Below are 24,562 nucleotides of genomic sequence, written 5' to 3' on the forward strand. Positions count from 1 at the left end.
CGCCGCGCCAGCCCGCTCCGCGCCGCGCCCGCACGCGCCCGACGGCCCCCGCCGTGGCCGCCGAGTCGCCCACCGGGACCACCAGCGCCTCCGTCCCTCCGGCCCCGGAGGCGCCGGCGCCCGCGGCCCCGTCGCCCACCCGACGGAGCCGGGCGACGACCGCACCGGCCTCCGCCGTGGCGACGCCCGCGGCGGCGCCCGGGCGGGCCCCGATCGGCCGGATCCCCGTCGTCGACGTCTCCCCCGTCGCCGAGGCCGGCCGCTGGCCCGCGAAGGCGACGGTCGGCGAGGCCGTGCCGATCCGCGCCACGGTGTTCCGCGAGGGGCACGACGCCTGCGCCGCCACGGCCGTCCTGGTGGGCCCCGACGGCCGCGACCGGTCCCGCGCCACGATGGTGGACATCGCCCCGGGCCTGGACCGCTACGAGGCGCGCCTGGTGCCCGACGAGCCCGGCTCCTGGGGGTTCCGCGTCGAGGGCTGGTCCGACCCGTACGGCACGTGGCTGCACGACGCCCCGCTCAAGGTCGGCGCCGGCGTCGACGTCGACCTGGTCCTGGAGGAGGGCGCGCGGCTGCTGGAGCGCGCCGCGGACCGCAGCGCCGACGACGCGGGCGCCGCGATCCCCGCGGAGCTGCAGCAGGTGCTGCGCGACGCCGTGACCGCGCTGCGGGACGCCGACCGGCCCGCCGAGGTCCGCCTGGCCGCGGGCCTCGCCGCCGAGGTCCGCGAGGTCCTGGCCGCGCACCCAGTCCGCGACATGGTCAGCCCGTCGCCGGTGTACCCGCTGGTGGTCGACCGTCCGCTCGCGCTCACCGGCGCCTGGTACGAGATCTTCCCGCGGTCCATCGGCGCGACGTACGACGACGCCACGGGCACCTGGAGCACCGGCACCCTGCGCACGGCCGCCGAGGACCTGCCGCGCATCGCGGGCCTCGGGTTCGACGTCGTGTACTTGACGCCGATCCACCCGATCGGCACCACGCACCGCAAGGGCCGCAACAACACCCTCGACGCCCGCCCCGGCGACCCGGGCTCCCCGTACGCGATCGGCTCGCCGGACGGCGGGCACGACGCCATCGACCCGGCGCTCGGCACCTTCGAGGACTTCGACGCGTTCGTGGCGCGCGCCCGGGAGAACGGGCTGGAGGTGGCGCTCGACCTCGCGCTGCAGTGCTCCCCCGACCACCCGTGGGTCGCGGAGCACCCGGAGTGGTTCACCACGCGGCTGGACGGCACGATCGCCTACGCCGAGAACCCGCCGAAGAAGTACCAGGACATCTACCCCCTGAACTTCGACAACGACCCCGAGGGCATCTACGCCGAGATCCGCCGGGTGCTCCAGGTGTGGATCGACCACGGCGTCACCGCGTTCCGCGTCGACAACCCGCACACCAAGCCGCTGTCGTTCTGGGAGCGGATCCTCGCGGACGTCCGCAGCAGCCACCCGGAGGTCGTGTTCCTGTCCGAGGCGTTCACGCGCCCGGCCATGATGCTCAACCTCGCGCGGGTGGGGTTCCACCAGTCGTACACGTACTTCACCTGGCGGAACACCAAGGAGGAGCTCGAGGAGTACCTCGCGGAGGTCTCCGACGAGCGCGGGTCCTGGATGCGGCCGAGCTTCTGGCCGACGACCCACGACATCCTCACGCCCTACATGCAGACGGGCGGCACCGCGGGCTTCGCGATCCGCGCCGTCCTCGCGGCGCTCGGCGCACCGACGTGGGGCATCTACTCCGGCTACGAGCTGGTCGAGGACGTCCCGCGCCCGGGCGTCGAGGAGCAGATCGACAACGAGAAGTACGAGTTCAAGCCCCGGGACTGGGCGGCCGGCGAGCCGCTGGGCATCGCGCGGCTGCTGCGGTCGCTGAACGAGATCCGCCGCGCGCACCCTGCGCTGCGCCAGCTCCGCAACCTCACCGTGCACCCGACCACCGACCCGGCGCTCGTCGCGTTCTCGCGGCACCTGCCGGCGCACCTGTCGCCGACGGGGGTCGCGGACACGGTCGTCGTGGTCGTCAACATCGACCCGCGAGGGGCGCACGACGGCGTCGTGGAGCTCGACCTCGAGGCCCTGGGGCTGGAGCCGGGCGCCCGGTTCGTGGCCCACGACGTGCTGTCCCAGGAGGTCTACGCCTGGGACGGCCGGCCCTGGGTGCGCCTCGACCCGTACAGCCGGGTGGCGCACGTGGTGCAGGTGGAGCGCGGATGAGCCACGACGGGACGACGGGCGCCCTGCCGTCGGCGTCCGCCGGCGGTTCCCTGCCCACCACGGGGACGTCCACGGGTGCGCACGTGCCGGGGGCGGCCCACGCGCCCGGGACCCACGCGCCCGCCGCGCACGCGACCGTCGGCGCCGCACCCGCGGTGCACGCCACCGGCCCGCACGGCACGGGCCCGATGACCGGGCAGATCGCGGTGACCGCGCTGCCGGAGCGCCGCCAGCCGCCCGTGCCGCAGGCGGACTCGGGCGGTCTGCGCGCGGACCCCGAGTGGTACCGCACCGCCGTGTTCTACGAGGTGATGATCCGGTCGTTCTCCGACTCGGACGGCACCGGCAGCGGCGACCTGCGCGGGCTGACCGCCCGCCTGGACTACCTGCAGTGGCTCGGCATCGACTGCCTGTGGCTGCCGCCGTTCTACCCCTCGCCGCTGCGCGACGGCGGGTACGACGTGTCCGACTACACCGCGGTCGCCCCGCAGTACGGCTCGCTGGAGGACTTCACCGCGCTCGTGGCCGCGGCGCACGAGCGGGGCATGCGCGTCATCGTCGACCTGGTGATGAACCACTCGTCGGACCAGCACCCGTGGTTCCAGGCCTCGCGGTCCGACCCGGACGGCCCCTACGGCGACTTCTACGTCTGGGCGGACGAGCCGACCAAGTACCAGGACGCCCGCATCATCTTCGTCGACACCGAGACGTCCAACTGGACGTTCGATCCGGTGCGGCGGCAGTACTTCTGGCACCGGTTCTTCAGCCACCAGCCGGACCTGAACTTCGACAACCCGCGGGTGGTCGAGGCGATGCACGACGTCGCGCGGTTCTGGCTGCGGCTGGGGGTCGACGGCTTCCGGCTGGACGCCGTCCCGTACCTCTACGAGCGCGACGGCACCAACTGCGAGAACCTCCCCGAGACGCACCGGTTCCTGCGGGACCTGCGCGCCATGATCGACCGGGAGTTCCCGGGCCGGATCATGCTCGCCGAGGCGAACCAGTGGCCCGAGGACGTCGTCGACTACTTCGGCACCGAGGACGAGCCCGAGTGCCACATGTGCTTCCACTTCCCGGTGATGCCGCGCATCTTCTACTCCCTGCGCGACCAGCGGGCCACGCCGATCGTCGACATCCTCGCCGACACCCCGAGCATCCCCGGCGGCGGGCAGTGGAGCACGTTCCTGCGCAACCACGACGAGCTGACGCTCGAGATGGTGTCGACCGAGGAGCGCGCGTCCATGTACGGGTGGTACGCGCCGGACTCCCGGATGCGCGCGAACATCGGCATCCGGCGCCGGCTCGCGCCGCTGCTCGACGACTCCCGCAAGGAGGTCGAGCTCGCGCACGCCCTGCTCCTGTCCCTGCCGGGCAGCCCGTGCCTGTACTACGGCGACGAGATCGGCATGGGCGACAACATCTGGCTCCCCGACCGGGACGCGGTGCGCACGCCCATGCAGTGGACGCCGGACCGGAACGCCGGCTTCTCCACCGCGGACCCCGGCAAGCTGTACCTGCCGGTCATCCAGTCGCTCGTGCACCACTACAACAACGTCAACGTCGAGGCGCAGCTCGCCCAGACGACGTCGCTGCTGCACTGGGTGCGGGGCATGCTCGCCGTGCGGCGGCACCACCCGGCGCTCGGGCTCGGATCGTTCGAGGTCGTGCCGGGCGACAACGAGGCGGTGCTGTCGTTCCTGCGGCGGACGCCGACGGAGACCCTGCTGGTCGTGGCGAACCTCGCGTCGACCGCGCGGGCCAGCACGCTGCGGCTGCCCGCGTCGCTGGCGGGGGCGGGGCTGCGGGACGTGTTCGGCGGGGGCGCCTTCCCCACCGTCGGGGCGGACGGGACCGTGTCGATGACGCTCGGCTCCCGCGACTTCTACTGGCTGGCGGTGACCGAGGCGTGACCGATCGACAGGTGGCCCACGAGGAGCGCGACGACACCCTCGCCGCGCTGCTCGGGCCGTGGCTGCCCGGGCGACGCTGGTTCCCGGTGAAGGGCACCGAGGCGCGGATCAGCGCCATCGGGGGGCTCACGCTGGCGGACCCCGACGGCGCGGCGGAGGTCCGCCTGCTGCTCCTGCGCGCCGAGGGGGCGGGCACCGGCGCGGTGCTGCAGGTGCCGCTCGTGCTGAGCGGCGCCGACGTCCACGCCGACGACCCGGCGCTGGTCGGCCGCCTGCCCGACGGCACCGCGGTGCTGGACGGCGCCGGCCGGCCCGAGTTCGAGCGAGCCTGGCTCGCCGAGGCCGACCGCCCCGAGGGCGCCCAGGCCGCGCCCGCGTCGGGGCTCGGGACCCCGAAGGTGCTTCCCGGGGAGCAGTCCAACACGTCCGTGATCCTCCCCGGCGCCGGCCCCGACGGCAGCACGGCGATGCTCAAGGTGTTCCGCGGCCTGTCCGACGGGGACAACCCGGACGTCGACGTGCCGCGCGCCCTCGCCGAGGTCGGCTGGACGCACGTCCCGCGGCCGCTGGCGTGGCTCGGCGCGCAGTGGCCCGACGGCGACGGGACGGCGCACGGGCACCTCGGCGTGCTCAGCGCCTTCGTGCCGGGCGCCACCGACGGGTTCGAGCTGGCGTGCGAGCTGGCGCGGCGCGGCGAGTCGTTCGCCGACCTGGCGCAGGAGCTCGGGGCCGTCGTGGGCCAGATGCACCGCGCGCTGTCCGAGGCCCTGCCCACCGACGACGCGACCGCGGCGGGCGAGCCGCCCGCGTCCGACGGCTCGTCCGGGACGTCGGGCCCGTCCGGGTCGCCCGGCAGGCACGCCGCCGAGCCGGACCCCGGCCTGTCCCCCGCCGCCGGCGCTGTCGCCGACGGGCTGGCCGCGCGGTTCGCCTGGGCCGTCGACGCCGTCCCGGAGCTCGATCAGCACGCCGAGGCCGTCGCGGCCCTCGCGGAGCGCACCCGCCTGCTCGCCGACGTCCCGCCCCGGCAGCGCGTGCACGGCGACCTGCACCTCGGCCAGGTGCTCCGCGGCGACGGCACCTGGTACGTGCTGGACTTCGAGGGCGAGCCGCTCGTCCCCGTCGCGCAGCGCACCCGCCCCGACCTCGCCCTGCGGGACGCGGCCGGCATGCTGCGCTCGTTCGACTACGCCGCCGCGGTCGGGGGCGCGCCTGGTGCCTGGACGGAGGTCGCCCGCACCGCGTTCCTCGCGGGGTACTCGGGCGAGACCGGGGACCTCGACCCCGCGACCCGCGCGCACCTGCTCCGCGTGCTCGAGCTGGACAAGGCGCTGTACGAGGCGGTCTACGAGGCGCGGAACCGCCCGACGTGGCTCGCCATCCCGCTGCGCGCGGTGCAGCGGCTCATCGGCTGACGCGCCCACCCGGCCGGTACCGCCCCGTGCCGCACCGGCCCCGGGGTGGGAGACTGCCGCGCGTGACCGACCTGCGCGCCGAGCTGCCCCACGCCCACGTCCTGCTCGCCGGGGACTCCGTCACCGACTGCGGCCGCCGCAGCGACCCCGCCGGGCTCGGTGACGGCTACGTCGGGCTGCTCGCCGCCGGGCCGCGGGCCGGGGCGCGGGTGACCAACCGCGGCGTCGGCGGCGACCGGCTCGCCGACCTCGCCCGCCGGTGGGACGCCGACGTCCTCGCGGAGCGCCCGGACGTGCTGTCGGTCCTCATCGGCGTCAACGACACGTGGCGCCGGTACGACTCCGGGTCGCCGACGCCGGTGACGGAGTTCGAGGCCGGCTACCGGGGGCTGCTGGAGAGTGCGCGGGCCGCGGGGGTGCGTCATCTCGTGCTGGTCGAGCCGTTCGTCCTGCCCGTCACCGCTCAGCAGGAGCGCTGGTGGGACGAGGACCTCGGTGACCGGGTCGCCGCGGTGCACCGGCTCGCGGCCGCGTTCGACGCGACGCTCGTCCCCGCCGCCACGCACCTGACGACGCTCGCCGCGACGCGGGGTGCCGCGGCCCTCGCCGCGGACGGCGTGCACCCCACCCCGGAGGGGCACCGGGCCCTGGCCGACCTCTGGTGGGCCACCGCGTCGGGCGCCGACCTGGCGGACTGACGCCGCACGCCCTCTGGCTGCGGGAACGTCGCGGTGGTGGTTGGGTAGGGACATGAACCGCCCGGCAGAGACGTCGCCCGTGACCGTCGACCCCGAGACGCTGCGCGCCGTCGCGTCCGGGACGCACCACGACCCGCACTCCGTGCTCGGTCCGCACGTCACGCCGAGCGGCGTCGTCGTGCGGACCCTGCGCCCGCTGGCCGACGCGGTCGTCGTCGTGACCGCGGAGGGCAGCACGCCCGCCGCGCACGAGCAGGACGGCGTCTGGGCCGCGCTGCTCCCCCACGACGAGGTCGTGGACTACCGCATCGACGTGACGTACGGCAGCGAGACGACCCGCGTCGACGACCCCTACCGGTACCTTCCGACCGTCCAGGAGCTCGACCGGCACCTCATCCGCGAGGGACGGCACGAGGAGCTCTGGACCGTCCTCGGGGCGAACACCCACCGCTACCCCGGCGCGCTCGGCGAGGTCGAGGGCACCGCGTTCGCCGTGTGGGCGCCGAACGCGCGCGCGGTGCGCGTCATCGGTGACTTCAACCACTGGCAGGGCAGCACCCACGCGATGCGGTCGCTCGGCGACTCGGGCGTCTGGGAGATCTTCGTGCCCGGTGTCACCGCCGGTGCCCGGTACAAGTTCGAGATCCTGGGCGCCGACGGCGGCTGGCGGCAGAAGGCCGACCCGCTGGCCAAGGGCACCGAGGTCCCGCCGGCCACCGCCTCGGTCGTCGTGGAGTCCGTCTTCGGCTGGGGCGACGAGGAGTGGCTGGAGCGCCGGCGCTCCCACGACCCGCACGCCGGCCCGATGAGCATCTACGAGGTGCACCTCGGCTCCTGGCGGCAGGGCCTGTCCTACCGCGAGCTCGCGGCGCAGCTCACCGAGTACGTGCTCGACCTCGGCTTCACGCACGTCGAGTTCCTGCCGGTCTCCGAGCACCCGTTCGGCGGGTCCTGGGGCTACCAGGTGTCGTCGTACTACGCCCCCACCTCCCGGTTCGGTCACCCGGACGACTTCCGGTACCTCGTCGACACCCTGCACCGCGCGGGCATCGGCGTCCTGCTCGACTGGGTCCCCGCGCACTTCCCGAAGGACGAGTGGGCGCTCGCGCGGTTCGACGGCACCCCGCTGTACGAGCACCCGGACCCGATGCGCGGCGAGCAGCCCGACTGGGGCACCTACGTCTTCAACTTCGGCCGCAACGAGGTCCGGAACTTCCTGGTGGCCAACGCCACCTACTGGCTCGAGGAGTTCCACGTCGACGGCCTGCGGGTCGACGCCGTCGCCTCCATGCTCTACCTGGACTACTCGCGCGAGCCCGGGCAGTGGCAGCCCAACCAGCACGGCGGCCGCGAGAACCTCGAGGCGATCGCCTTCCTGCAGGAGGCCAACGCCACCGCGTACCGGCGGACCCCGGGCGTCATGATGATCGCCGAGGAGTCGACCGCCTGGCCCGGCGTCACCACGCCGACCAGCGGCGGCGGGCTCGGCTTCGGCCTGAAGTGGAACATGGGCTGGATGAACGACACGCTCCGCTACCTCGCGGAGCTGCCGATCAACCGCCGCTACCACCACCACGAGGCGACGTTCTCGCTCGTCTACGCCTTCTCCGAGCAGTTCGTCCTGCCGATCAGCCACGACGAGGTCGTGCACGGCAAGGGCTCCCTGCTGCGGAAGATGCCCGGCGACGACTGGCAGCAGCGCGCCGGCGTCCGGGCGCTGCTCGGGTACCAGTGGTCCCACCCGGGCAAGCAGCTGCTGTTCATGGGCTCGGAGTTCGCGCAGGGCACCGAGTGGGCCGAGTCCCGCTCGCTCGACTGGTACCTGCTCGACCACGAGGAGCACCGGGGCGTCCACGCGGCTGTCCGCGACCTCAACCGGTTCTACCGCGAGCACCCCGCGATGTGGGCGCTGGACCACAGCCCCCAGGGGTTCGAGTGGATCGACGCGAACGACGCCGACCGGAACGTCCTGGCGTACCTGCGCCGGGACGACCGCGGCAACGTCGTCGCCGTCGTCGTGAACTTCTCCGGCGTCCCGCACGAGAACTACCGGCTCGCGCTCCCCCAGGGAGGTACCTGGATCGAGGCCGTCAACACCGACGCCGCGGAGTACGGCGGGTCCGGCGTGGGCAACCTCGGTCAGGTGCAGGCCCGCCCCGAGCCGTACCACGGGCGCGCCTTCTCGGCGACGGTGCGCGTTCCCCCGCTGGGCGTGCTGTACCTCGTCCCGGCCTGACGCACGCCGGCGGGTCCTGGCCCCGGTGGGGCCGGGGCTTCGACGCGGCTCCCCGGGTACCCGCAGCACACAGGCCTGGATTGCGACAGGCCCCGATACCGTCGGGCGCGTCGAGGTGGCCCGGGCGTGCGGCTCGAGACCGCCGCCGCAGACCGGAGGGAGAGCCCCGTGGGCAAGGTCGTCATGTACGGCTCGGTGTCGGTGGACGGCTTCATCGCGGACCGGCACGACGAGCCTGGGCCGCTGTTCGACTGGCTGACCGACGGGGACGTCCCGCTGGACGAGGGCGGCGCCCTGACGGTGTCCCAGACCTCCTACGACTACACCCGGCCGTACTGGGACCAGATCGGCGCGACCATCGCGGGGCGCCGCGTCTTCGACCTCACGGACGGCTGGGACGGGACGCCGCCGAGCGGGATCGACCACGTGGTCGTCGTGACGCACCGGCCGCCGCCCGAGGGCTGGGACCCCGCGGCGCCCTTCCACTTCGTGCACGGCGTCGAAGCGGCCGTGGCCATGGCGCGGGAGCTGGCGGGCGACCGCATCGTCGAGGTCGCCGCGGGTGATGTCGGTGGCCAGGTCCTCGCCGCGGGCCTCGTCGGCGAGGTGCGGATGGACATGGCGCCCGTCGTGCTCGGGTCGGGCAGGCGCTTCTTCGGCGCGGTCGACGCCCAGCACCTGCTGGACGGCCCCGACGTGGCGCTGCAGGGGAACCGCGTGCTCCACCTGCGTTACCAGGTCCGCCGCTGACCGATCGACGCCGATCGGCGCTGAAGCCGATCGCCCGCCGCGCGGCAACGTCGCCGGTGTCCGGAACGTCACGGCGGGCACCCGCCACCCAGCTCCACGCAACAATGCGAAGCAGGCACCGAAACGACGCGTGCAGGCGCCGAGATGGCGGTGGTGGCCTATGCGCACGGCGCACGGCGCACGGCGTCGGGTGCAGGCGCGCTGTGTCATCTCGGCGCGTCCGGGGATCGACCCCCGGACGGGGGTCAGCACGGGGGCCGTCGTCGCAGCGGTGCCGGCGCGGTGGAATGTCCGGGAAACACGAAGAGCCACCCCGATTGGGGTGGCTCTTCGTGAATGGTGTCCGGCGGCGTCCTACTCTCCCACACCCTGGCGAGTGCAGTACCATCGGCGCTGAAGGGCTTAGCTTCCGGGTTCGGAATGGGACCGGGCGTTTCCCCTTCGCTATGACCGCCGTAACTCTGTCGAACATGTCAAGCACGGGACCCCCACATCGAGGTGGGGGCGTGCTCGTGGTTCGGGAACCGCACAGTGGACGCGTAGCAACAAAAAGTGTTGTGGTGAAGTTGTCGGCTTATTAGTACCGGTCAGCTGCGAGGGTCTTGCGTCCCCTCTTCCACATCCGGCCTATCTACCCGGTGGTCTAGCCGGGAGCCTCTCACCCCTCGAGGGGGCGTGGAAACCTCATCTTGAAGCAGGCTTCCCGCTTAGATGCTTTCAGCGGTTATCCCTTCCGAACGTAGCCAACCAGCCGTGCTCCTGGCGGAACAACTGGCACACCAGAGGTTCGTCCGTCCCGGTCCTCTCGTACTAGGGACAGCCCTTCTCAAGTTTCCTGCGCGCGCAGCGGATAGGGACCGAACTGTCTCACGACGTTCTAAACCCAGCTCGCGTACCGCTTTAATGGGCGAACAGCCCAACCCTTGGGACCTACTCCAGCCCCAGGATGCGACGAGCCGACATCGAGGTGCCAAACCATGCCGTCGATATGGACTCTTGGGCAAGATCAGCCTGTTATCCCCGGGGTACCTTTTATCCGTTGAGCGACGGCGCTTCCACAAGCCACCGCCGGATCACTAGTTCCGACTTTCGTCCCTGCTCGACCTGTCAGTCTCACAGTCAAGCTCCCTTGTGCACTTGCACTCGCCACCTGATTGCCAACCAGGCTGAGGGAACCTTTGAGCGCCTCCGTTACATTTTAGGAGGCAACCGCCCCAGTTAAACTACCCATCAGGCACTGTCCCTGATCCGGATCACGGACCGAGGTTAGATATCCAGAGCGACCAGAGTGGTATTTCAACGTTGACTCCACCGACACTGGCGTGCCGGCTTCACAGTCTCCCACCTATCCTACACAAGCCGCACCGAACACCAATACCAAACTATAGTAAAGGTCCCGGGGTCTTTCCGTCCTGCTGCGCGTAACGAGCATCTTTACTCGTAGTGCAATTTCGCCGAGTTCGCGGTTGAGACAGCGGAGAAGTCGTTACGCCATTCGTGCAGGTCGGAACTTACCCGACAAGGAATTTCGCTACCTTAGGATGGTTATAGTTACCACCGCCGTTTACTGGGGCTTAAATTCTGAGCTTCGCCTTGCGGCTGACCCGTCCTCTTAACCTTCCAGCACCGGGCAGGCGTCAGTCCGTATACATCGTCTTGCGACTTCGCACGGACCTGTGTTTTTAGTAAACAGTCGCTTCTCCCTGGTCTCTGCGGCCCTCCACGCTTCCCGGGCAAGCCGGTACACGCTTCAGGCCCCCCTTCTCCCGAAGTTACGGGGGCATTTTGCCGAGTTCCTTAACCACGATTCTCTCGATCGCCTTGGTATTCTCTACCTGACCACCTGAGTCGGTTTAGGGTACGGGCGGCTAGAACCTCGCGTCGAAGCTTTTCTCGGCAGCATAGGATCACCCAATCATCCAGCATACGCTGTCACCATCGGTTCTCAGGCTTGATGAGTGGCGGATTTGCCTACCACTCGCCCTACGGCCTTGGACGTGGACTACCATCGCCACGCTGGGCTACCTTCCTGCGTCACTCCTGTTAATACGCTTACCTACTACCGGATCGGGTCGCGCGCTCCCCCGCACGGTGTCTCCCGAAGGAGACGGTGTGCGGGCTCGGGCGCTTAGCATCACCGGGCTCGGTATGGGCGGTTCTTCGCCGGTACGGGAATATCAACCCGTTGTCCATCGACTACGCCTGTCGGCCTCGCCTTAGGTCCCGACTTACCCAGGGCGGATTAGCCTGGCCCTGGAACCCTTGGTCATTCGGCGGACGGGTTTCTCACCCGTCTTTCGCTACTCATGCCTGCATTCTCACTCGTGTGGCGTCCACCACTGGGTTACCCCGCAGCTTCACCCGCCACACGACGCTCCCCTACCCATCCACACGCCTGGACCACGAAGGCCTAGCGCAAGTGTGAATGCCACAGCTTCGGCGGTATACTTGAGCCCCGCTACATTGTCGGCGCGGAATCACTTGACCAGTGAGCTATTACGCACTCTTTCAAGGGTGGCTGCTTCTAAGCCAACCTCCTGGTTGTCTGTGCAACTCCACATCCTTTCCCACTTAGCATACGCTTAGGGGCCTTAGCTGGTGGTCTGGGCTGTTTCCCTCTCGACTACGGAGCTTATCCCCCGCAGTCTCACTGCCACGCTCTCACTTACCGGCATTCGGAGTTTGGCTAACGTCAGTAACCTGGTGGGGCCCATCGGCTATCCAGTAGCTCTACCTCCGGCAAGAAACACGTGACGCTGCACCTAAATGCATTTCGGGGAGAACCAGCTATCACGAAGTTTGATTGGCCTTTCACCCCTAACCACAGGTCATCCCCCCGGTTTTCAACCCAGGTGGGTTCGGTCCTCCACGCGGTCTTACCCGCGCTTCAACCTGCCCATGGCTAGATCACTTCGCTTCGGGTCTAGAGCACGCGACTGTGTCGCCCTATTCGGACTCGCTTTCGCTACGGCTTCCCCACACGGGTTAACCTCGCCACGTACCACTAACTCGCAGGCTCATTCTTCAAAAGGCACGCCGTCACCCCTGCTAGGGAGGCTCCGACGGATTGTAGGCACACGGTTTCAGGTACTATTTCACTCCCCTCCCGGGGTACTTTTCACCTTTCCCTCACGGTACTTGTCCGCTATCGGTCACTAGGTAGTATTTAGGCTTAGCAAGTGGTCTTGCCAGATTCACACGGGATTTCTCGGGCCCCGTGCTACTTGGGATCCCCTTCGGGAGGTCACGTCATTTCGTCTACGGGGGTACCACCCTCTGTGCCGGGCCTTTCAATGCCCTTCGACTATAACGCGACTTTCTGACTCCCTGATGACTCGGCAGAATCATCTGAAAGGTCCCACAACCCCGTACACGCAACGCCTGCCGGCTTGGCACGCATACGGTTTGGCCTCATCCGCTTTCGCTCGCCACTACTCACGGAATATCTCTTCCTGCCGGTACTGAGATGTTTCACTTCCCGGCGTTCCCCCCACACACCCTATATATTCAGGTGCGGGTCACACGACATGACTCGTGCGGGGTTTCCCCATTCGGACATCCTCGGATCACGGTTCGTTTGCCAACTCCCCGAGGCTTATCGCAGGCTACAACGTCCTTCTTCGGCTCCTAGTGCCAAGGCATCCACCCTGTGCCCTTAAAAACTTGACCACAAAGACATTACTTTAAAAGATGCTCGCGTCCACTGTGCAGTTCTCAAACAACGAACGATCCCCGACCAGCTGCCGGCGCCTACCCACCACCGAAGTGGCGGACGGTTCGACCGACCGACCGGGCCCGTCATGAAGCAACACCCCCAAAGCGGGCTGTTCCCTCAGGACCCAACAGCGTGCCAGGCGACCGATCCGACCAGCGATGCGAGGTTCCACCCACCCACAAGGAGCGAGGTACTGACGCGGTGCTGACCACCACGGCCGCCGTAGTTGATGTTCCACCCTTGAGCACCACCCCGGACGCATACGGTCCGAGCCTGGCCTCTGCACCCCGCACCCAGTGGGCCGGCGTGTCAGATGCTCCTTAGAAAGGAGGTGATCCAGCCGCACCTTCCGGTACGGCTACCTTGTTACGACTTAGTCCCAATCGCCAGTCCCACCTTCGACGGCTCCCCCCACAAGGGTTGGGCCACCGGCTTCGGGTGTTACCGACTTTCGTGACTTGACGGGCGGTGTGTACAAGGCCCGGGAACGTATTCACCGCAGCGTTGCTGATCTGCGATTACTAGCGACTCCGACTTCATGGGGTCGAGTTGCAGACCCCAATCCGAACTGAGGCCGGCTTTTTGGGATTCGCTCCACCTCGCGGTATCGCAGCCCTTTGTACCGGCCATTGTAGCATGCGTGAAGCCCAAGACATAAGGGGCATGATGATTTGACGTCATCCCCACCTTCCTCCGAGTTGACCCCGGCAGTCTCCTATGAGTCCCCACCATCACGTGCTGGCAACATAGGACGAGGGTTGCGCTCGTTGCGGGACTTAACCCAACATCTCACGACACGAGCTGACGACAACCATGCACCACCTGTACACCGACCTTGCGGGGCAACCATCTCTGGAAGTTTCCGGTGTATGTCAAGCCTTGGTAAGGTTCTTCGCGTTGCATCGAATTAATCCGCATGCTCCGCCGCTTGTGCGGGCCCCCGTCAATTTCTTTGAGTTTTAGCCTTGCGGCCGTACTCCCCAGGCGGGGCACTTAATGCGTTTGCTGCGGCACGGAACTCGTGGAATGAGCCCCACACCTAGTGCCCAACGTTTACGGCATGGACTACCAGGGTATCTAATCCTGTTCGCTCCCCATGCTTTCGCTCCTCAGCGTCAGTTGCGGCCCAGTGACCTGCCTTCGCCATCGGTGTTCCTCCTGATATCTGCGCATTCCACCGCTACACCAGGAATTCCAGTCACCCCTACCGCACTCTAGTCTGCCCGTACCCACTGCAAGCCCGAGGTTGAGCCTCGAGTTTTCACAGCAGACGCGACAAACCGCCTACGAGCTCTTTACGCCCAATAATTCCGGACAACGCTTGCGCCCTACGTATTACCGCGGCTGCTGGCACGTAGTTAGCCGGCGCTTCTTCTGCAGGTACCGTCACTTTCGCTTCTTCCCTGCTGAAAGAGGTTTACAACCCGAAGGCCTTCATCCCTCACGCGGCGTCGCTGCATCAGGCTTGCGCCCATTGTGCAATATTCCCCACTGCTGCCTCCCGTAGGAGTCTGGGCCGTGTCTCAGTCCCAGTGTGGCCGGTCGCCCTCTCAGGCCGGCTACCCGTCGTCGCCTTGGTGGGCCGTTACCCCACCAACAAGCTGATAGGCCGCGAGTCCATCCCTGACCGATAAATCTTTCCAGACGCATCAGATGCCTGAGCGTCACGTATCCGGTATTAGACCTCGTTTCCAAGGCTTATCCCAGAGTCAGGGGCAGGTTACTCACGTGTTACTCACCCGTTCGCCACTGATCCCCCCAGCAAGCTGGGGTTCACCGTTCGACTTGCATGTGTTAAGCACGCCGCCAGCGTTCGTCCTGAGCCAGAATCAAACTCTCCGTTAATGTCTACATGGCAACCACCACCCGAAAGCGGTGATCCACCGACACACGAAACGACCACCCCGTCGCTGGCGACAAGGCAGTCAGTTGAATTCGGCTGTTGTGCAACCGACCCAGACGGAGCAGGGCCGATCCCACGTCAACCAAGACTCACCCACTCTCGCGTCCACCCCGATTGAGGCGACCACCCGAGCCGATGAACCATCTTGGCATCAACTACTTGGCACACTGTTGAGTTCTCAAAGAACAGACGCGCATCCCCCACTCACCCTTGCGGGCTCCTGGCCGGAGGCAACCGTTCAAACTTATCCGATCTTCGTCATCCGGTCAAGTCCGTTCGGACCGTTCCATCTGAGATGATCGATCCTCGGCACGTTCGTCAGCGGGCGCATGTGTCCCGTCGAAGCCGTACCAAGGGGGTGGTCCCCCGCGGGACCAGCCACCGGGGTGATCCCTGGTGTCTGTTCCTCCCTGTCGGGGCGACGTCGTAGAACATTACGCACCCGCCGTCGGGACCGTCAACTCCGGTGGGGCGTGACCCCGGTCACCCGCATGATCACGCGGATCTGCCCCGATCGGCCCGCTCTGAGCGGCCTGCCCGACCGGCTGGGCGGGGGCCCGCAGGCGCCGGCGGACCACGGCCGGGTCGCCGGACGACGGAGGCCCGGCCGACCAGGACGGTCGACCGGGCCTCGCGGACCTCGGTGCGCACGCGGTGCAGCGCGGCGGGCTCCCCTTGTCGGTGCAGGGCGGCGGGCGGCCCTGTCAGTACAGGGCGCTGGCGAGCGCCCGGCGAGCGGCAGCCACGCGCGGGTCGTCGCTCCCGACGACGTCGAACAGCTCGACCAGCCGCAGGCGCACCCGCTCCCGGTCGGGGCCGGACGTCGCGCGCACCGTGTCCACCAGCCGGGCGAAGGCGTCCTCGACCTGGCCGCCCAGCACGTCCACGTCGGCGACCGCGAGCTGCGCGTCGACGTCCGCCGGGTCGTCGGCCGCGGCCTTGCGCACCGCCGCCAGGTCCGCGTCGTGCGTCCGGGACAGGAGCCCCACCTGGGCGAGGCCGGCTCGCGCCATGTCGTCGCGGGGGTTCTCCCGGAGCGCCTGCTCGTACGCGGCCGCGGCCGCGGGCAGGTCGTCGCGCTCGATCGCGTCGTACGCCTCCTGGTGCAGCGGGGGCAGCGGCGGCTCCTCGGGCTCGGCGGGCACGGGAGCGGCGTCGCGCGGCTCCACGGTCCCGGTGATGCCGTTCGCCGCGGCCGCCTCGAGCACCTGGTCGAGCACGCCGCGCAGCTGGTCCGCGGGCGGGGCGCCCTGGAACAGCGGCAGCGGCTGGCCGGCGATGACGGCGATCACCGCGGGCACCGACTGCGTCTGGAACGCGGCGGCGATCTGCGGGTTGGCCTCGGAGTCGATCCGCGCGAGCAGCAGCCTGCCCCCGTACTGGTCGACCACCGCGCCCATGTCCCGGGCGAGGTCGATGCTCGTCTCGCTCCACGACGCCCAGAGCAGGACGACGACGGGGTGCTGGGTCGAGGACTGCACCAGCGCCGGGAAGCCCTCGGTGTCGACGTCGACCGCGTACGGCCCCGGTGCGGGCAGACCGCCCGGGGTGCCGGGGGCCGGGGTGGCGGGACGCCCGAGACCGGACAGGTCGACCGCGCCGCGCACGTCGAGGCGCGGCTGGGGGGCCGGGTTCTGGCTCATGCTGCTCTGCTCCTGCTGTCGCGTGGTGTCGAGGATGTCACTGACCGGAGACCGCCGTGCGGGCGTGCTCGGCGGCGAGGACCTGGACCGGCGTGGTGGCCCCCGCCGGCGGCACGTACATCGCGACCACGTCGGTCCACGTCCGGACCAGGTTGCTGGTCACGCTGGGCTTCCCCGCCAGCGCCGCGTCGAACGGGTCGTTGAGCGTGATGCTGCCCTGGCTGAGGGTCACCGTGGTGACCGTGCTCAGCTGCCCCACGACGATCGCTCCCCCGTCGGCCGTGCGCAGCGCGGTCACCTGGCCGTCGACCGGCGTGACGGTCTCGGCCACGGTCGCCACCGCCTGGAGGCTCGCCGTGGTCTGGTTGCGGGCCTCCGTCAGCGCGGTCCGGAAGAAGTCCGCCGGGAACGTCGCCGCGTAGGCCGAGGCGTCCCCGTTCGTGAGCACGTCCGCGTACTGGGCGAGGGCCTCCGCCGGAGGGACGACCAGGGACGTGTCGTCGGGCGCGACGGGCTCGCTCCCCACGGTCGGGTCGGCGGTCGCGGGCATCTGCACCGAGGGTCCGAGCCGCGCCCAGCTCCAGAGGCGGTAGGGCTCCCGCGGCCCGTTCTGCTGCAGCACCAGCAGCAGCGGCGCCTGCAGGTCGTCGGGCTGGACGGTGACGACCATCTGCGTACGGGGCCAGGTGTCGGTGTCCGGGACGATCGTCGTCTGCGCGGACATCGGCAGCGACACCGGCGGGCGCTGCCCCGCCGTGGCGCTCGCCCGGACGTACTCCGCGGTGCGGATGGCCAGAGCGGGGCCGCTGAGCCGCGCGGGCAGCCCCGCCGGGTCCAGTGCGGCGTCTCCGGCGGCCAGCACCTCGCCGACGTCCGTCAGCACGTCGGTGGACTGCGCGACCGTGAGGGCGGGCGGCGGGACCGCGGGGACCGCGTCGGGCCGCGGCTCCGGGACCGGGTCGGCGCAGGCCCCGAGCCCGAGGAGCGCGACCGCGGCCAGCGCGGTGCCGGCCAGCCGGCGGCGGAGGGCTGAGCGGCGGGCGCCGGCCCGGGCCCCGGGGTTCGTGCTGCGTGCGGTCATCGGCCCTCCTCCGTCCCCTGCGCGTCGTCCTGCGGTCGTGCGGTCCCCTGGTCGCCGTCCCCCGGGCCGGTACCACCGGCGGCGTCGGCGGGGAACCCCCACATCCGTCGCCACGCGTCGGCGCGCTGGGCGCGGGACGCGGCGTCGTCCTCGGGGTCGGCGCCGCGCGGGTCCCCGGCCGCAGCCAGCGGCGTCGCGCCCGGTCGGGCGGCAGCGGCCGGGGCGGCGGGTGCTGCGCCCGGACGTGCGGTGGGCGAGGCGGGTGCGGTGGGCGAGGCGGGTGCGGCGGGTGCGGTCGGCACGCCGGGCGCACCGGCCGAGGCGGGCGCGCCGCCGGGGACCGGCGTCCACGCCGAGGCCGGGCCCGATGCCGGGGTGGCGTCTTCCGGCGCCGGTCCGGGCCGGGCCCCGCCCTCGGCGCGACCCCGACGCCACGGCAGCCGGGCGGCGAGCCCGCGCGGCTTGTCGTCGTCCACCGGTGCGGAAGCCGCGGTCGGTGCGGGCGCCGCGCTCGGTGCGGGGGCCGCGGTCGGTGCGGAGGCGGCGCTCGGTGCGGAGGCCGCGCTCGGTGCGGAGGCCGCGCTCGGTGCGGAGGCCGCGCTCTGTACGGAGGCCGCGCTCTGTACGGAGGCCGCGCTCTGTACGGAGGCCGCCCTCGGTGCGGAGGCCGCGGTCGGTGCGGGTGCGGGGCCGGCCGTCGCGGCCGGCGTTGCTGCGGCCGGAGCGGGAGCCGCGGGTGCCGTCGCGGGGACCGGCGCGGTGGGTGCGCTCGGCCCCTGTCGCTCGGCGGGGCCGGCCGGGGCGGCACCAGCACGGGCGGGCGCGCCGGATCCGCCGGCCGGGGCCACGGGTGCGCCCGCGGGTGCGCCCGCGGCCGACGGGCCGCCGGTAGCGGGAGCGGCAGCGGTCGGGCCGCCGGAGCTCGGTGTCGCGCTCGGCCCTCCGGGCGTCGCCGTGGCGCCGGACGGGCGCGGGGCCGTGGGCGCGCCGCCGCCGGCCTGCGCGCCGGACGGGGTCGGCGCGTCGGCTGCGGGGGGCTCGGTGGCCGCAGGCTGCGCGACCGCCGGGACGGAGCCCGTCACCGTGGGGATCGCGCCGGTGACGACGGGGATCGCGCCGGTCGCCGTGCGGCGCCCGCGCCGTCCGGCAGCCGCCGCCGCAGCGGCCTCGGCCTCGCGGATCTGCCGGCGGGTCAGCGGCGTGCCGTCGGGGGCGACGGTCGCGACCGGGATCGCTCCGGTGACGGTGCTCGTCGCACCGGACGACGGTCCGGAGCTGGACGCCCCCGTGGCGGAGGCGCCGGCGGCGGGCACCGTGGCGATCTGCCCGGTGGCCACCGAGTGCCACCCTGCGTCGGGGCCCTCGCGGCGCGCGCGCAGGATCCGCACGAGCAGGATCGCGGCGACCGCGAGCAGGAGGACGCCCACCGCGACGCCCGGCCACAGCCAGGGCGTGGTGACGGTCTGCGGCCAGGAGAGGTCGAGGGTGGGCGCGGTGTCGCCCAGGCTGACGGCGACGAGCGACCAGCGGCCCTCGGTCACCGGCCACTCGAGCGTCGCGGAGCCGTCCCCGGACACCTCCGCCACCCACATGTCCGACCCGGTCGGGTCGGCGGCCTGCACGGGCACCTCCTCGGCCCCGGCGCTCGCGCTCGGCGTCGGCGCCGGGGTGGCGGCGGCCGATCCGGACGGCTCCGGCGCGGGCTGCTCCACCGCGGTGGTCGCGAGCGTGTGCCAGTCGGACAGGCCGGTCACGCGGACGTAGGGGTCGGTCCCGACCCAGCCGGTGACGTCCGTGTCGCGGCCGACGGCGAGCACGACGGGCGCACCCTCCGCACGGACGGTCACCGTCACCGGGTCGCCGGCGAGCTCGAGCACGCCCGGGTCGGTGACGAGGGTGCGGGCGTCACCCCCGGGGGCTGCGGTCGCGACCAGGGGGTCGTCGGCACGCCAGGCCGTGGCCGACGCGATGCCGAGCCCGATGGCGGCGATGCCGAGCACCCCGAGGAGGGCGGCGATCAGTCGCTGGAGCACGCGGTTTCCTCTCGAACGTGACGTCCCAGGATAGGCGTGCCACCTGTGGGCCGGCGCAAGTCGGGCCCCCGCGGCCCCTCACGGCGGCTGCGGGACGACCGGTGCCCGGTGCCGGGATCGTCCCGATACCCTGGGCGGCGGACGCGGGCCGACCGACGCCCTGAGCCTCCCGCCCGGAGGCCGTCCCCACAAGCGCACGCGCGCCCGCAGGAGGAACTTCGTGGCAGAGGACCGTACGCCCTTCCCGGTGGTCAACTTCCGTGGCTACGACCGCGCACCCGTCGACGCACGGATGGACGAGCTGGAGCGGGCGCTGAACGACGCCCGCAGCCAGGTGTCCTCGCTGGACGAGCGCGTGCTGCAGATCTCCGGCGAGCTGTCCGAGGCGCACCGCCAGCTGCGGGAGGCCGAGCGGCCCACGTACTCGGGGCTCGGCTCGCGGATCGAGATGCTGCTGCGGTCGGCCGAGGAGCAGTCCTCCGACGTCGTGCAGCAGGCCAACGCGCAGGCGTCCGACGCCCTCGCGCGGGCGCGGCTCGCCGCGGGGCAGCTGCGGGCCCGCGCCGAGAACGAGGTCGCGGAGATGCTGGCGACCGCGCGCCGCGAGGCCACCGAGGAGCGCTCGACGGCCCACACCGAGGCCGAGAGCGTGCTGACCGGCGCCCAGCGCCGCGCGGAGGAGCTGGTGGGGTCCGCCGAGCGCGAGGCCGCCCGCATCCAGGCCGCGATCCAGACCGAGGAGAGCGAGCGCCGCGCGACGCTGGAGCGGGAGCTCGGGACGCTGCGGGCGACCGTGGAGCGCGAGACCACGGAGCTGCGGATCAGCACCGAGCAGGCCGCCGAGGAGCTGCGCACGCGCACCGAGGCCGAGACCACCGCGCTGCGCGCCGACGCGGAGCGCTACGACCAGGACCTGCGCCAGCGGGCGGACGCGGACACCACCGCGCTGCGGCAGCGCGTCACCTCCGAGCTCGCCGAGCTCCGCACCGAGGCCGAGCGGTGGGCCGCGATGCAGCGGTCCGTCGCCGCCACGGAGATCGCCGGGGCGCGGCAGGCCGCCGGCGACGAGATCACCTCCCTGCGCGCGGAGGCGCAGTCCCACGCGGACGCCGTGCGGTCCGCCGCCGAGCGCGCCGCCGCCGAGCTGCAGCAGCGCGCCGTCGCCGAGACGACCGCGCTGCGCGCCGAGGCCGAGCAGTACTCCGGCTTCGTCCGGGCGAGCGCCGACCGGGAGACCGGCGAGCTCCGCGCGGCCGTCGCGGACGAGATCGCGGCCGCCCGGCAGGAGGCGGAGCAGGCGATCACCGCGCAGCGCGTCGAGGCCGAGCAGTACGCGGCCGACCTGCGGGCGACCGCGGAGCGCGAGACCACCGAGCTGCGCGAGCGGACCCAGCACGAGACGAGCCACCTGCGGGCCCTCGTGGAGCGGGAGACGACCGAGCTGCGCGAGCGCACGGAGCGGGAGGCCGCCGAGCTCCGGGAGCGCACGGACCGCGAGGTCGCGGAGCTGCGCGAGGCCACCCGCCTCGACGTCGAGCGCCAGGTCACCGAGGCGTCCCGCACGGCCGACGAGCTGCGGGCGCAGGCGCGCACCGAGTCCGAGGCCCTGCTCGCCCAGGCCCGCCAGGCGCTGGCGGACGCGGAGCTGTCCATCGCCGCGCAGCGCGAGGCGGCCGAGCGGGCGGACGCCGAGCGGCACGCCGTCGCGCGCGCCGAGACCGAGAAGCTGGTCGCGGACGCCGAGGCGCACGCCGCCGACGCGGAGCAGCGCGTCGCGAAGGCGCTCGAGCAGGCGGAGAAGATCCGCGTCGACTCCCAGGAGCACGCCAAGGAGCTGCTGTCGAACGCCCGGCAGAACGCCGACCGCGTCGTCGCCGAGGCCCGCGAGCACGCCGAGAAGACGCTGTCGGAGTCGATGTCCGAGGCCGAGCGCGAGCGCACCACCGCGCAGCGGCAGGTCGAGGACCTCAACCGTCAGCGGGAGTCGATCACGTCGTACCTGGACGAGCTGCGCAACCTGCTCGGCCACGACCCGGTCCCCAGCAAGAAGACGCTGGAGCGGGCGGACCAGGCGCAGGCGCAGTTCGAGCAGAAGCAGGCGCGTCCCGCCGCACGACCGGCCCGCGGTGCCAAGGGCCGGCCGGCGCCGGTGTCCGCCGCTGCCCCCGCCCCCGCCCCCGAGGCGGAGCCGGCCCAGGGCGCGAAGGACGCCGGCCCCGCGGGCGACGCGAAGCCGGGGACCGACGAGGTGGCTGCGGGCGAGGCGCCCGCCGACGCGCAGGCCCCGGCCCCCGCCGGTGGCGAGCCGACGGGTGACCAGCCCGCGGTGACGCCGGCCGAGGACGCCGACGCCACCCCGGCCGACGCACCCGCGGGCGCGTCGGCCGCAGGCTCGACGGCCGAGGGCACGCCGGCCGAGGGCACGCCGGCCGAGGGCGGAGCGGACGAGGTCGCCACGGCGCCGGCCGACAAGTGACCGACCCCGCCCCGGACGCCGGCGCCGACTGGCGGTCCCGCCGCCGGGAGGCCGCCGACGCCCACGAGGCGGCCCTGCGCGCGCGCCGGCAGGCGGAGTCCGCGAAGGCCCGTGAGCTGATCGCCCGGTTCGTCGCGGACGCCACCGCGCGGGGCGTGGCGCCGGTGCCCCTGCACGCGCAGGGGTACGGCGGCCGGGGCCGGTACCGCACGCCGCTGCACGGCTGGTACCTGCGCCGCGACCGGACGGTCGCGGTCGGGACGGACGGCGGCTTCTACGTGCTGACGGTCCCGCCGTCGCTGGCCGCGCGGCTGCGCGGGGTCAGCCCGCAGCCGCAGGACCCGCCGCTCGTGCTCGGCGCCGGCGGCAAGGACGGCGAGTCCCTGGACCTGCCGGTCGCGCTGGCCCGCGCGCTCGGCGACGACGCTGCACCGCGCTGAGCCGGTCGCGGGGTCGGGCGCGGGGTCCGTCGCAGGCTCAGGCGCGGGCGCGCGTCACCAGGTCGCCGAGTGCCGCCGCCACCCGGGTCGGTGCCTCCACCGCCGTGAGGTGCCCGGCGTCCGGGACGACCACGGGCTGCACGCCGAGGGCGTCCGCCATCCGCTGCGCCTCCGCTACGGGCGTCGGCACGTCCTCCTCGCCCACGAGCACCAGCCCGGGCCCGGCGAACCCCTCCAGGACGGCCGTGCGGTCCGGGCGGGCGGCCATCGCGCGCTGCGACCAGGCGACGCCGGCCGGGGGCTGCGCCCCGATCCAGGCCTCCAGGCGCCCGACGAGCTCGGGCCGCTCGCGCGACGCCGCGCCCAGCAGGCCGGTCGCCATCGGGAGCACCTCGTCGACGGAGCCCGCGTCCTCGACCACGCCGGCCACGCGCAGGCGGTTCGCCCGCGCCTCCTCGGTGTCCGCGGTCGACTTCGTGTCCAGCAGGCCGAGGCCGGCGACGACCTCCGGGTGCCGCTCGGCGAGCGCCAGGGCGACGTAGCCGCCCATCGACAGCCCGGCGACGACCGCCCGGTGGTGCCCGGCCTGGGCCAGGGCGGCGGCGACGGCGTCGGCGGACGCCTCGAGCGCGGGCTCGGGCAGCGGGACGCCCTGGGCCGCTCCGAGCCCGGGCAGGTCGGGCGCGAGGACCGGCAGCCCGGCCGGGAGGAGCGCGGCGACGTCCGCCCACATGCGGGCGTCGAGCGGGAAGGCGTGCAGAAGCACCAGCGGCACGCCGGTGCCCGGGCGCAGGGCGTGCAGCACCGCGGTGGCGTGCGGCTGGTGGTGCGTCATGCGTCCTCCTCCGCGGACCCGGCGAAACCGGTGTCCTCCTGCGACCGCGGCACCGGCGGCGGGTCCGCCTGCTCGCTCGGACCGTCCCACGTGGTCGGGAGCGGCACCGCGACCTCGGGCCGCACGTGCCGCACGATCTCGTCGAGCACCCGGCGCACGTACGGCTCCCCCACCCACAGGTGCTTCGCGCCGTCGACGCCGATGACCTCCGCCTGGCGCACGCGGGCGAACCGCCGCCGCGCCTCGTCGGGACGCAGGTAGTCGTCGAGCTCCGGGACCAGCACGACGAGCGGCTTGCCGTCGGCGTCCCAGGCGTCGAGGTCCGCGTCGGTGGCCCGGTGCAGCGGCGGCGAGAGCAGGACGGCACCCTCGACGCTGGGGTCCAGGCCGTGCATCAGGGCCAGCTCGGTGCCGAACGACCAGCCGACCAGCCACGGGTGCGGCAGGTCCCGGAACTCCGCGAGCTCGATCGCCGCGTGCACGTCGAACCTCTCCGCCCGTCCCTCGTCGAACGCGCCCCCGCTGGTGCCGCGCGGGCTCGACGTGCCGCGGGTGTTGAACCGCAGCACGGCCAGGTCCGCCAGGGCCGGGAGCCGCCACGCGGCCTTGCGCAGGACGTGCGAGTCCATGTAGCCGCCGTGCGTGGGCAGCGGGTGCAGCGTGACGAGGGTCGCCGCGGGCGTCTTCGGCGTGCCGTCCGGCTGGACCGGGAGGGCGAGCTCGCCGACCAGCGTCAGGCCGTCGGCGGTGTGCAGCTCGACGTCCTCGCGGTGCGCGGGCAGCACGGTGAGCGAGCGGATCGTGGTGGGCGCGGCGTCGGTGGTCATCGCCGTCGAGGGTAGTCCGGACCCCGCCCGGACCCCACCGGTCAGCGCCGGGTCGGACGGCGGCGGGCCCGCGCGGACCAGCAGGTGGCGTGCCAGTGGCGGCGGTCGGCGACCGCGGCCTCCGGACCGAACAGCCCGTCGGACGCCCAGGCGACGACGTGCGGCGTGCCGGGCGCGATCTCCTGGTCGCAGCCGGGGCAGCGGTAGGTGCGCTCCGACCCGGCCACCCGCTGCACGGTCCACGTCCCGTCGGCGGCGTCCTCGGTCGACCGGCCGCCGCGGACCCGCTCCGTGTCGAGCGGCACGTGCTCCGCGGAGTACGGGCGCTTGCTGGAGCGGCGGCTGGACGGCACGCACCGATTCTCCCGGACGCGCCGGAGGGCGGCCACC

General features: G+C 72.3%; 14 protein-coding genes and 3 rRNA genes. 8 read left to right on the top strand and 9 right to left on the bottom strand.

What is annotated here, in order from left to right; genetic code table 11:
• The first annotated feature begins 53 nt into the window (after window positions 1–53).
• The 6 genes from QNH85_RS10585 to QNH85_RS10610 all read left to right on the top strand — a co-directional run bounded on the left by QNH85_RS10585 (window position 54) and on the right by QNH85_RS10610 (window position 9,219).
• Window positions 54–2,210, top strand: coding sequence for an alpha-1,4-glucan--maltose-1-phosphate maltosyltransferase (locus QNH85_RS10585; RefSeq protein WP_428830395.1), 2,157 nt, complete (start codon window positions 54–56; stop codon window positions 2,208–2,210).
• A gap of 188 nt (window positions 2,211–2,398) precedes the next feature.
• Entirely contained in the window at window positions 2,399–4,120 is a 1,722-nt protein-coding gene (treS, locus tag QNH85_RS10590; protein WP_282946474.1) for a maltose alpha-D-glucosyltransferase, read from the top strand.
• Window positions 4,117–5,535, top strand: a complete 1,419-nt coding sequence (locus QNH85_RS10595) for a maltokinase N-terminal cap-like domain-containing protein (RefSeq protein WP_282946356.1) — start codon at window positions 4,117–4,119, stop codon at window positions 5,533–5,535. Before treS ends, QNH85_RS10595 begins: the two co-directional genes overlap by 4 nt.
• Window positions 5,536–5,597: 62 nt before the next feature.
• Window positions 5,598–6,233, top strand: a complete 636-nt coding sequence (locus tag QNH85_RS10600; RefSeq protein WP_282946358.1) for an SGNH/GDSL hydrolase family protein — start codon at window positions 5,598–5,600, stop codon at window positions 6,231–6,233.
• A 52-nt stretch (window positions 6,234–6,285) separates the two neighbouring features.
• Window positions 6,286–8,469 (top strand): 1,4-alpha-glucan branching protein GlgB, encoded by a 2,184-nt coding sequence (gene glgB, locus QNH85_RS10605; RefSeq protein WP_282946360.1) that lies wholly within the window; start codon window positions 6,286–6,288, stop codon window positions 8,467–8,469.
• A 168-nt stretch (window positions 8,470–8,637) separates the two neighbouring features.
• Window positions 8,638–9,219, top strand: a complete 582-nt coding sequence (locus QNH85_RS10610) for a dihydrofolate reductase family protein (RefSeq protein WP_282946361.1) — start codon at window positions 8,638–8,640, stop codon at window positions 9,217–9,219.
• A gap of 341 nt (window positions 9,220–9,560) precedes the next feature.
• On the opposite strand, the gene rrf is transcribed toward QNH85_RS10610, so the two are convergent.
• From rrf to QNH85_RS10640, 6 genes are all read right to left on the bottom strand, one after another.
• Window positions 9,561–9,677, bottom strand: a 5S ribosomal RNA gene (gene rrf, locus QNH85_RS10615).
• 99 nt (window positions 9,678–9,776) lie between these two features.
• Window positions 9,777–12,888: ribosomal RNA gene (locus QNH85_RS10620) — 23S ribosomal RNA — on the bottom strand.
• Window positions 12,889–13,258: 370 nt separating this feature from the next.
• A 16S ribosomal RNA gene (locus tag QNH85_RS10625) occupies window positions 13,259–14,779 on the bottom strand.
• The 16S, 23S and 5S rRNA genes sit together here, the layout of an rRNA operon.
• 762 nt (window positions 14,780–15,541) lie before the next feature.
• The gene (locus QNH85_RS10630; protein ID WP_282946362.1) at window positions 15,542–16,480 is read right to left on the bottom strand and encodes a tetratricopeptide repeat protein; all 939 of its coding nucleotides are present in this window, start codon (window positions 16,478–16,480) and stop codon (window positions 15,542–15,544) included.
• Window positions 16,481–16,517: 37 nt separating this feature from the next.
• The gene (locus tag QNH85_RS10635; protein ID WP_282946363.1) at window positions 16,518–17,561 is read right to left on the bottom strand and encodes a DUF8094 domain-containing protein; all 1,044 of its coding nucleotides are present in this window, start codon (window positions 17,559–17,561) and stop codon (window positions 16,518–16,520) included.
• Window positions 17,558–19,594: a hypothetical protein gene (locus QNH85_RS10640; RefSeq protein ID WP_282946365.1), complete on the bottom strand. Its 2,037-nt coding sequence runs from the start codon at window positions 19,592–19,594 to the stop codon at window positions 17,558–17,560. The genes QNH85_RS10635 and QNH85_RS10640 overlap by 4 nt, the downstream gene beginning before the upstream one ends.
• A gap of 220 nt (window positions 19,595–19,814) precedes the next feature.
• Between QNH85_RS10640 and QNH85_RS10645 the strand changes: the two genes are divergently transcribed.
• Window positions 19,815–22,070 carry a coiled-coil domain-containing protein gene (locus tag QNH85_RS10645; RefSeq protein ID WP_282946366.1) on the top strand — a complete coding sequence of 752 codons (2,256 nt, stop codon included), beginning with the start codon at window positions 19,815–19,817 and terminating at the stop codon, window positions 22,068–22,070.
• Window positions 22,067–22,510 carry a hypothetical protein gene (locus tag QNH85_RS10650; RefSeq protein ID WP_282946368.1) on the top strand — a complete coding sequence of 148 codons (444 nt, stop codon included), beginning with the start codon at window positions 22,067–22,069 and terminating at the stop codon, window positions 22,508–22,510. The genes QNH85_RS10645 and QNH85_RS10650 overlap by 4 nt, the downstream gene beginning before the upstream one ends.
• Window positions 22,511–22,547: 37 nt before the next feature.
• On the opposite strand, the gene QNH85_RS10655 is transcribed toward QNH85_RS10650, so the two are convergent.
• The 3 genes from QNH85_RS10655 to QNH85_RS10665 are packed head-to-tail and all read right to left on the bottom strand — an operon-like array spanning window position 22,548 to window position 24,525.
• Window positions 22,548–23,345 carry an alpha/beta fold hydrolase gene (locus tag QNH85_RS10655; RefSeq protein WP_282946370.1) on the bottom strand — a complete coding sequence of 266 codons (798 nt, stop codon included), beginning with the start codon at window positions 23,343–23,345 and terminating at the stop codon, window positions 22,548–22,550.
• A complete protein-coding gene (locus QNH85_RS10660) occupies window positions 23,342–24,172 on the bottom strand; it encodes an alpha/beta hydrolase (RefSeq protein WP_282946372.1) in 831 nt (276 codons plus the stop codon). Before QNH85_RS10660 ends, QNH85_RS10655 begins: the two co-directional genes overlap by 4 nt.
• A gap of 41 nt (window positions 24,173–24,213) precedes the next feature.
• Window positions 24,214–24,525 (bottom strand): hypothetical protein, encoded by a 312-nt coding sequence (locus QNH85_RS10665; RefSeq protein WP_282946373.1) that lies wholly within the window; start codon window positions 24,523–24,525, stop codon window positions 24,214–24,216.
• Window positions 24,526–24,562 lie beyond the last annotated feature (37 nt).

Origin of the sequence: Cellulomonas endometrii (assembly GCF_949769265.1) — a bacterium.
GTDB classification, from domain to species: domain Bacteria; phylum Actinomycetota; class Actinomycetes; order Actinomycetales; family Cellulomonadaceae; genus Cellulomonas; species Cellulomonas endometrii.

Excerpts from the sequence above, each read along its gene's own strand:
- QNH85_RS10635 (WP_282946363.1), bottom strand. The coding sequence starts at position 17,561 with ATGACCGCACGCAGCACGAACCCCGGGGCCCGGGCCGGCGCCCGCCGC.
- QNH85_RS10655 (WP_282946370.1), bottom strand. The coding sequence starts at position 23,345 with ATGACGCACCACCAGCCGCACGCCACCGCGGTGCTGCACGCCCTGCGC.
- QNH85_RS10660 (WP_282946372.1), bottom strand. The coding sequence starts at position 24,172 with ATGACCACCGACGCCGCGCCCACCACGATCCGCTCGCTCACCGTGCTG.
- treS (WP_282946474.1), top strand. The coding sequence starts at position 2,399 with ATGACCGGGCAGATCGCGGTGACCGCGCTGCCGGAGCGCCGCCAGCCG.
- QNH85_RS10630 (WP_282946362.1), bottom strand. The coding sequence starts at position 16,480 with ATGAGCCAGAACCCGGCCCCCCAGCCGCGCCTCGACGTGCGCGGCGCG.
- glgB (WP_282946360.1), top strand. The coding sequence starts at position 6,286 with ATGAACCGCCCGGCAGAGACGTCGCCCGTGACCGTCGACCCCGAGACG.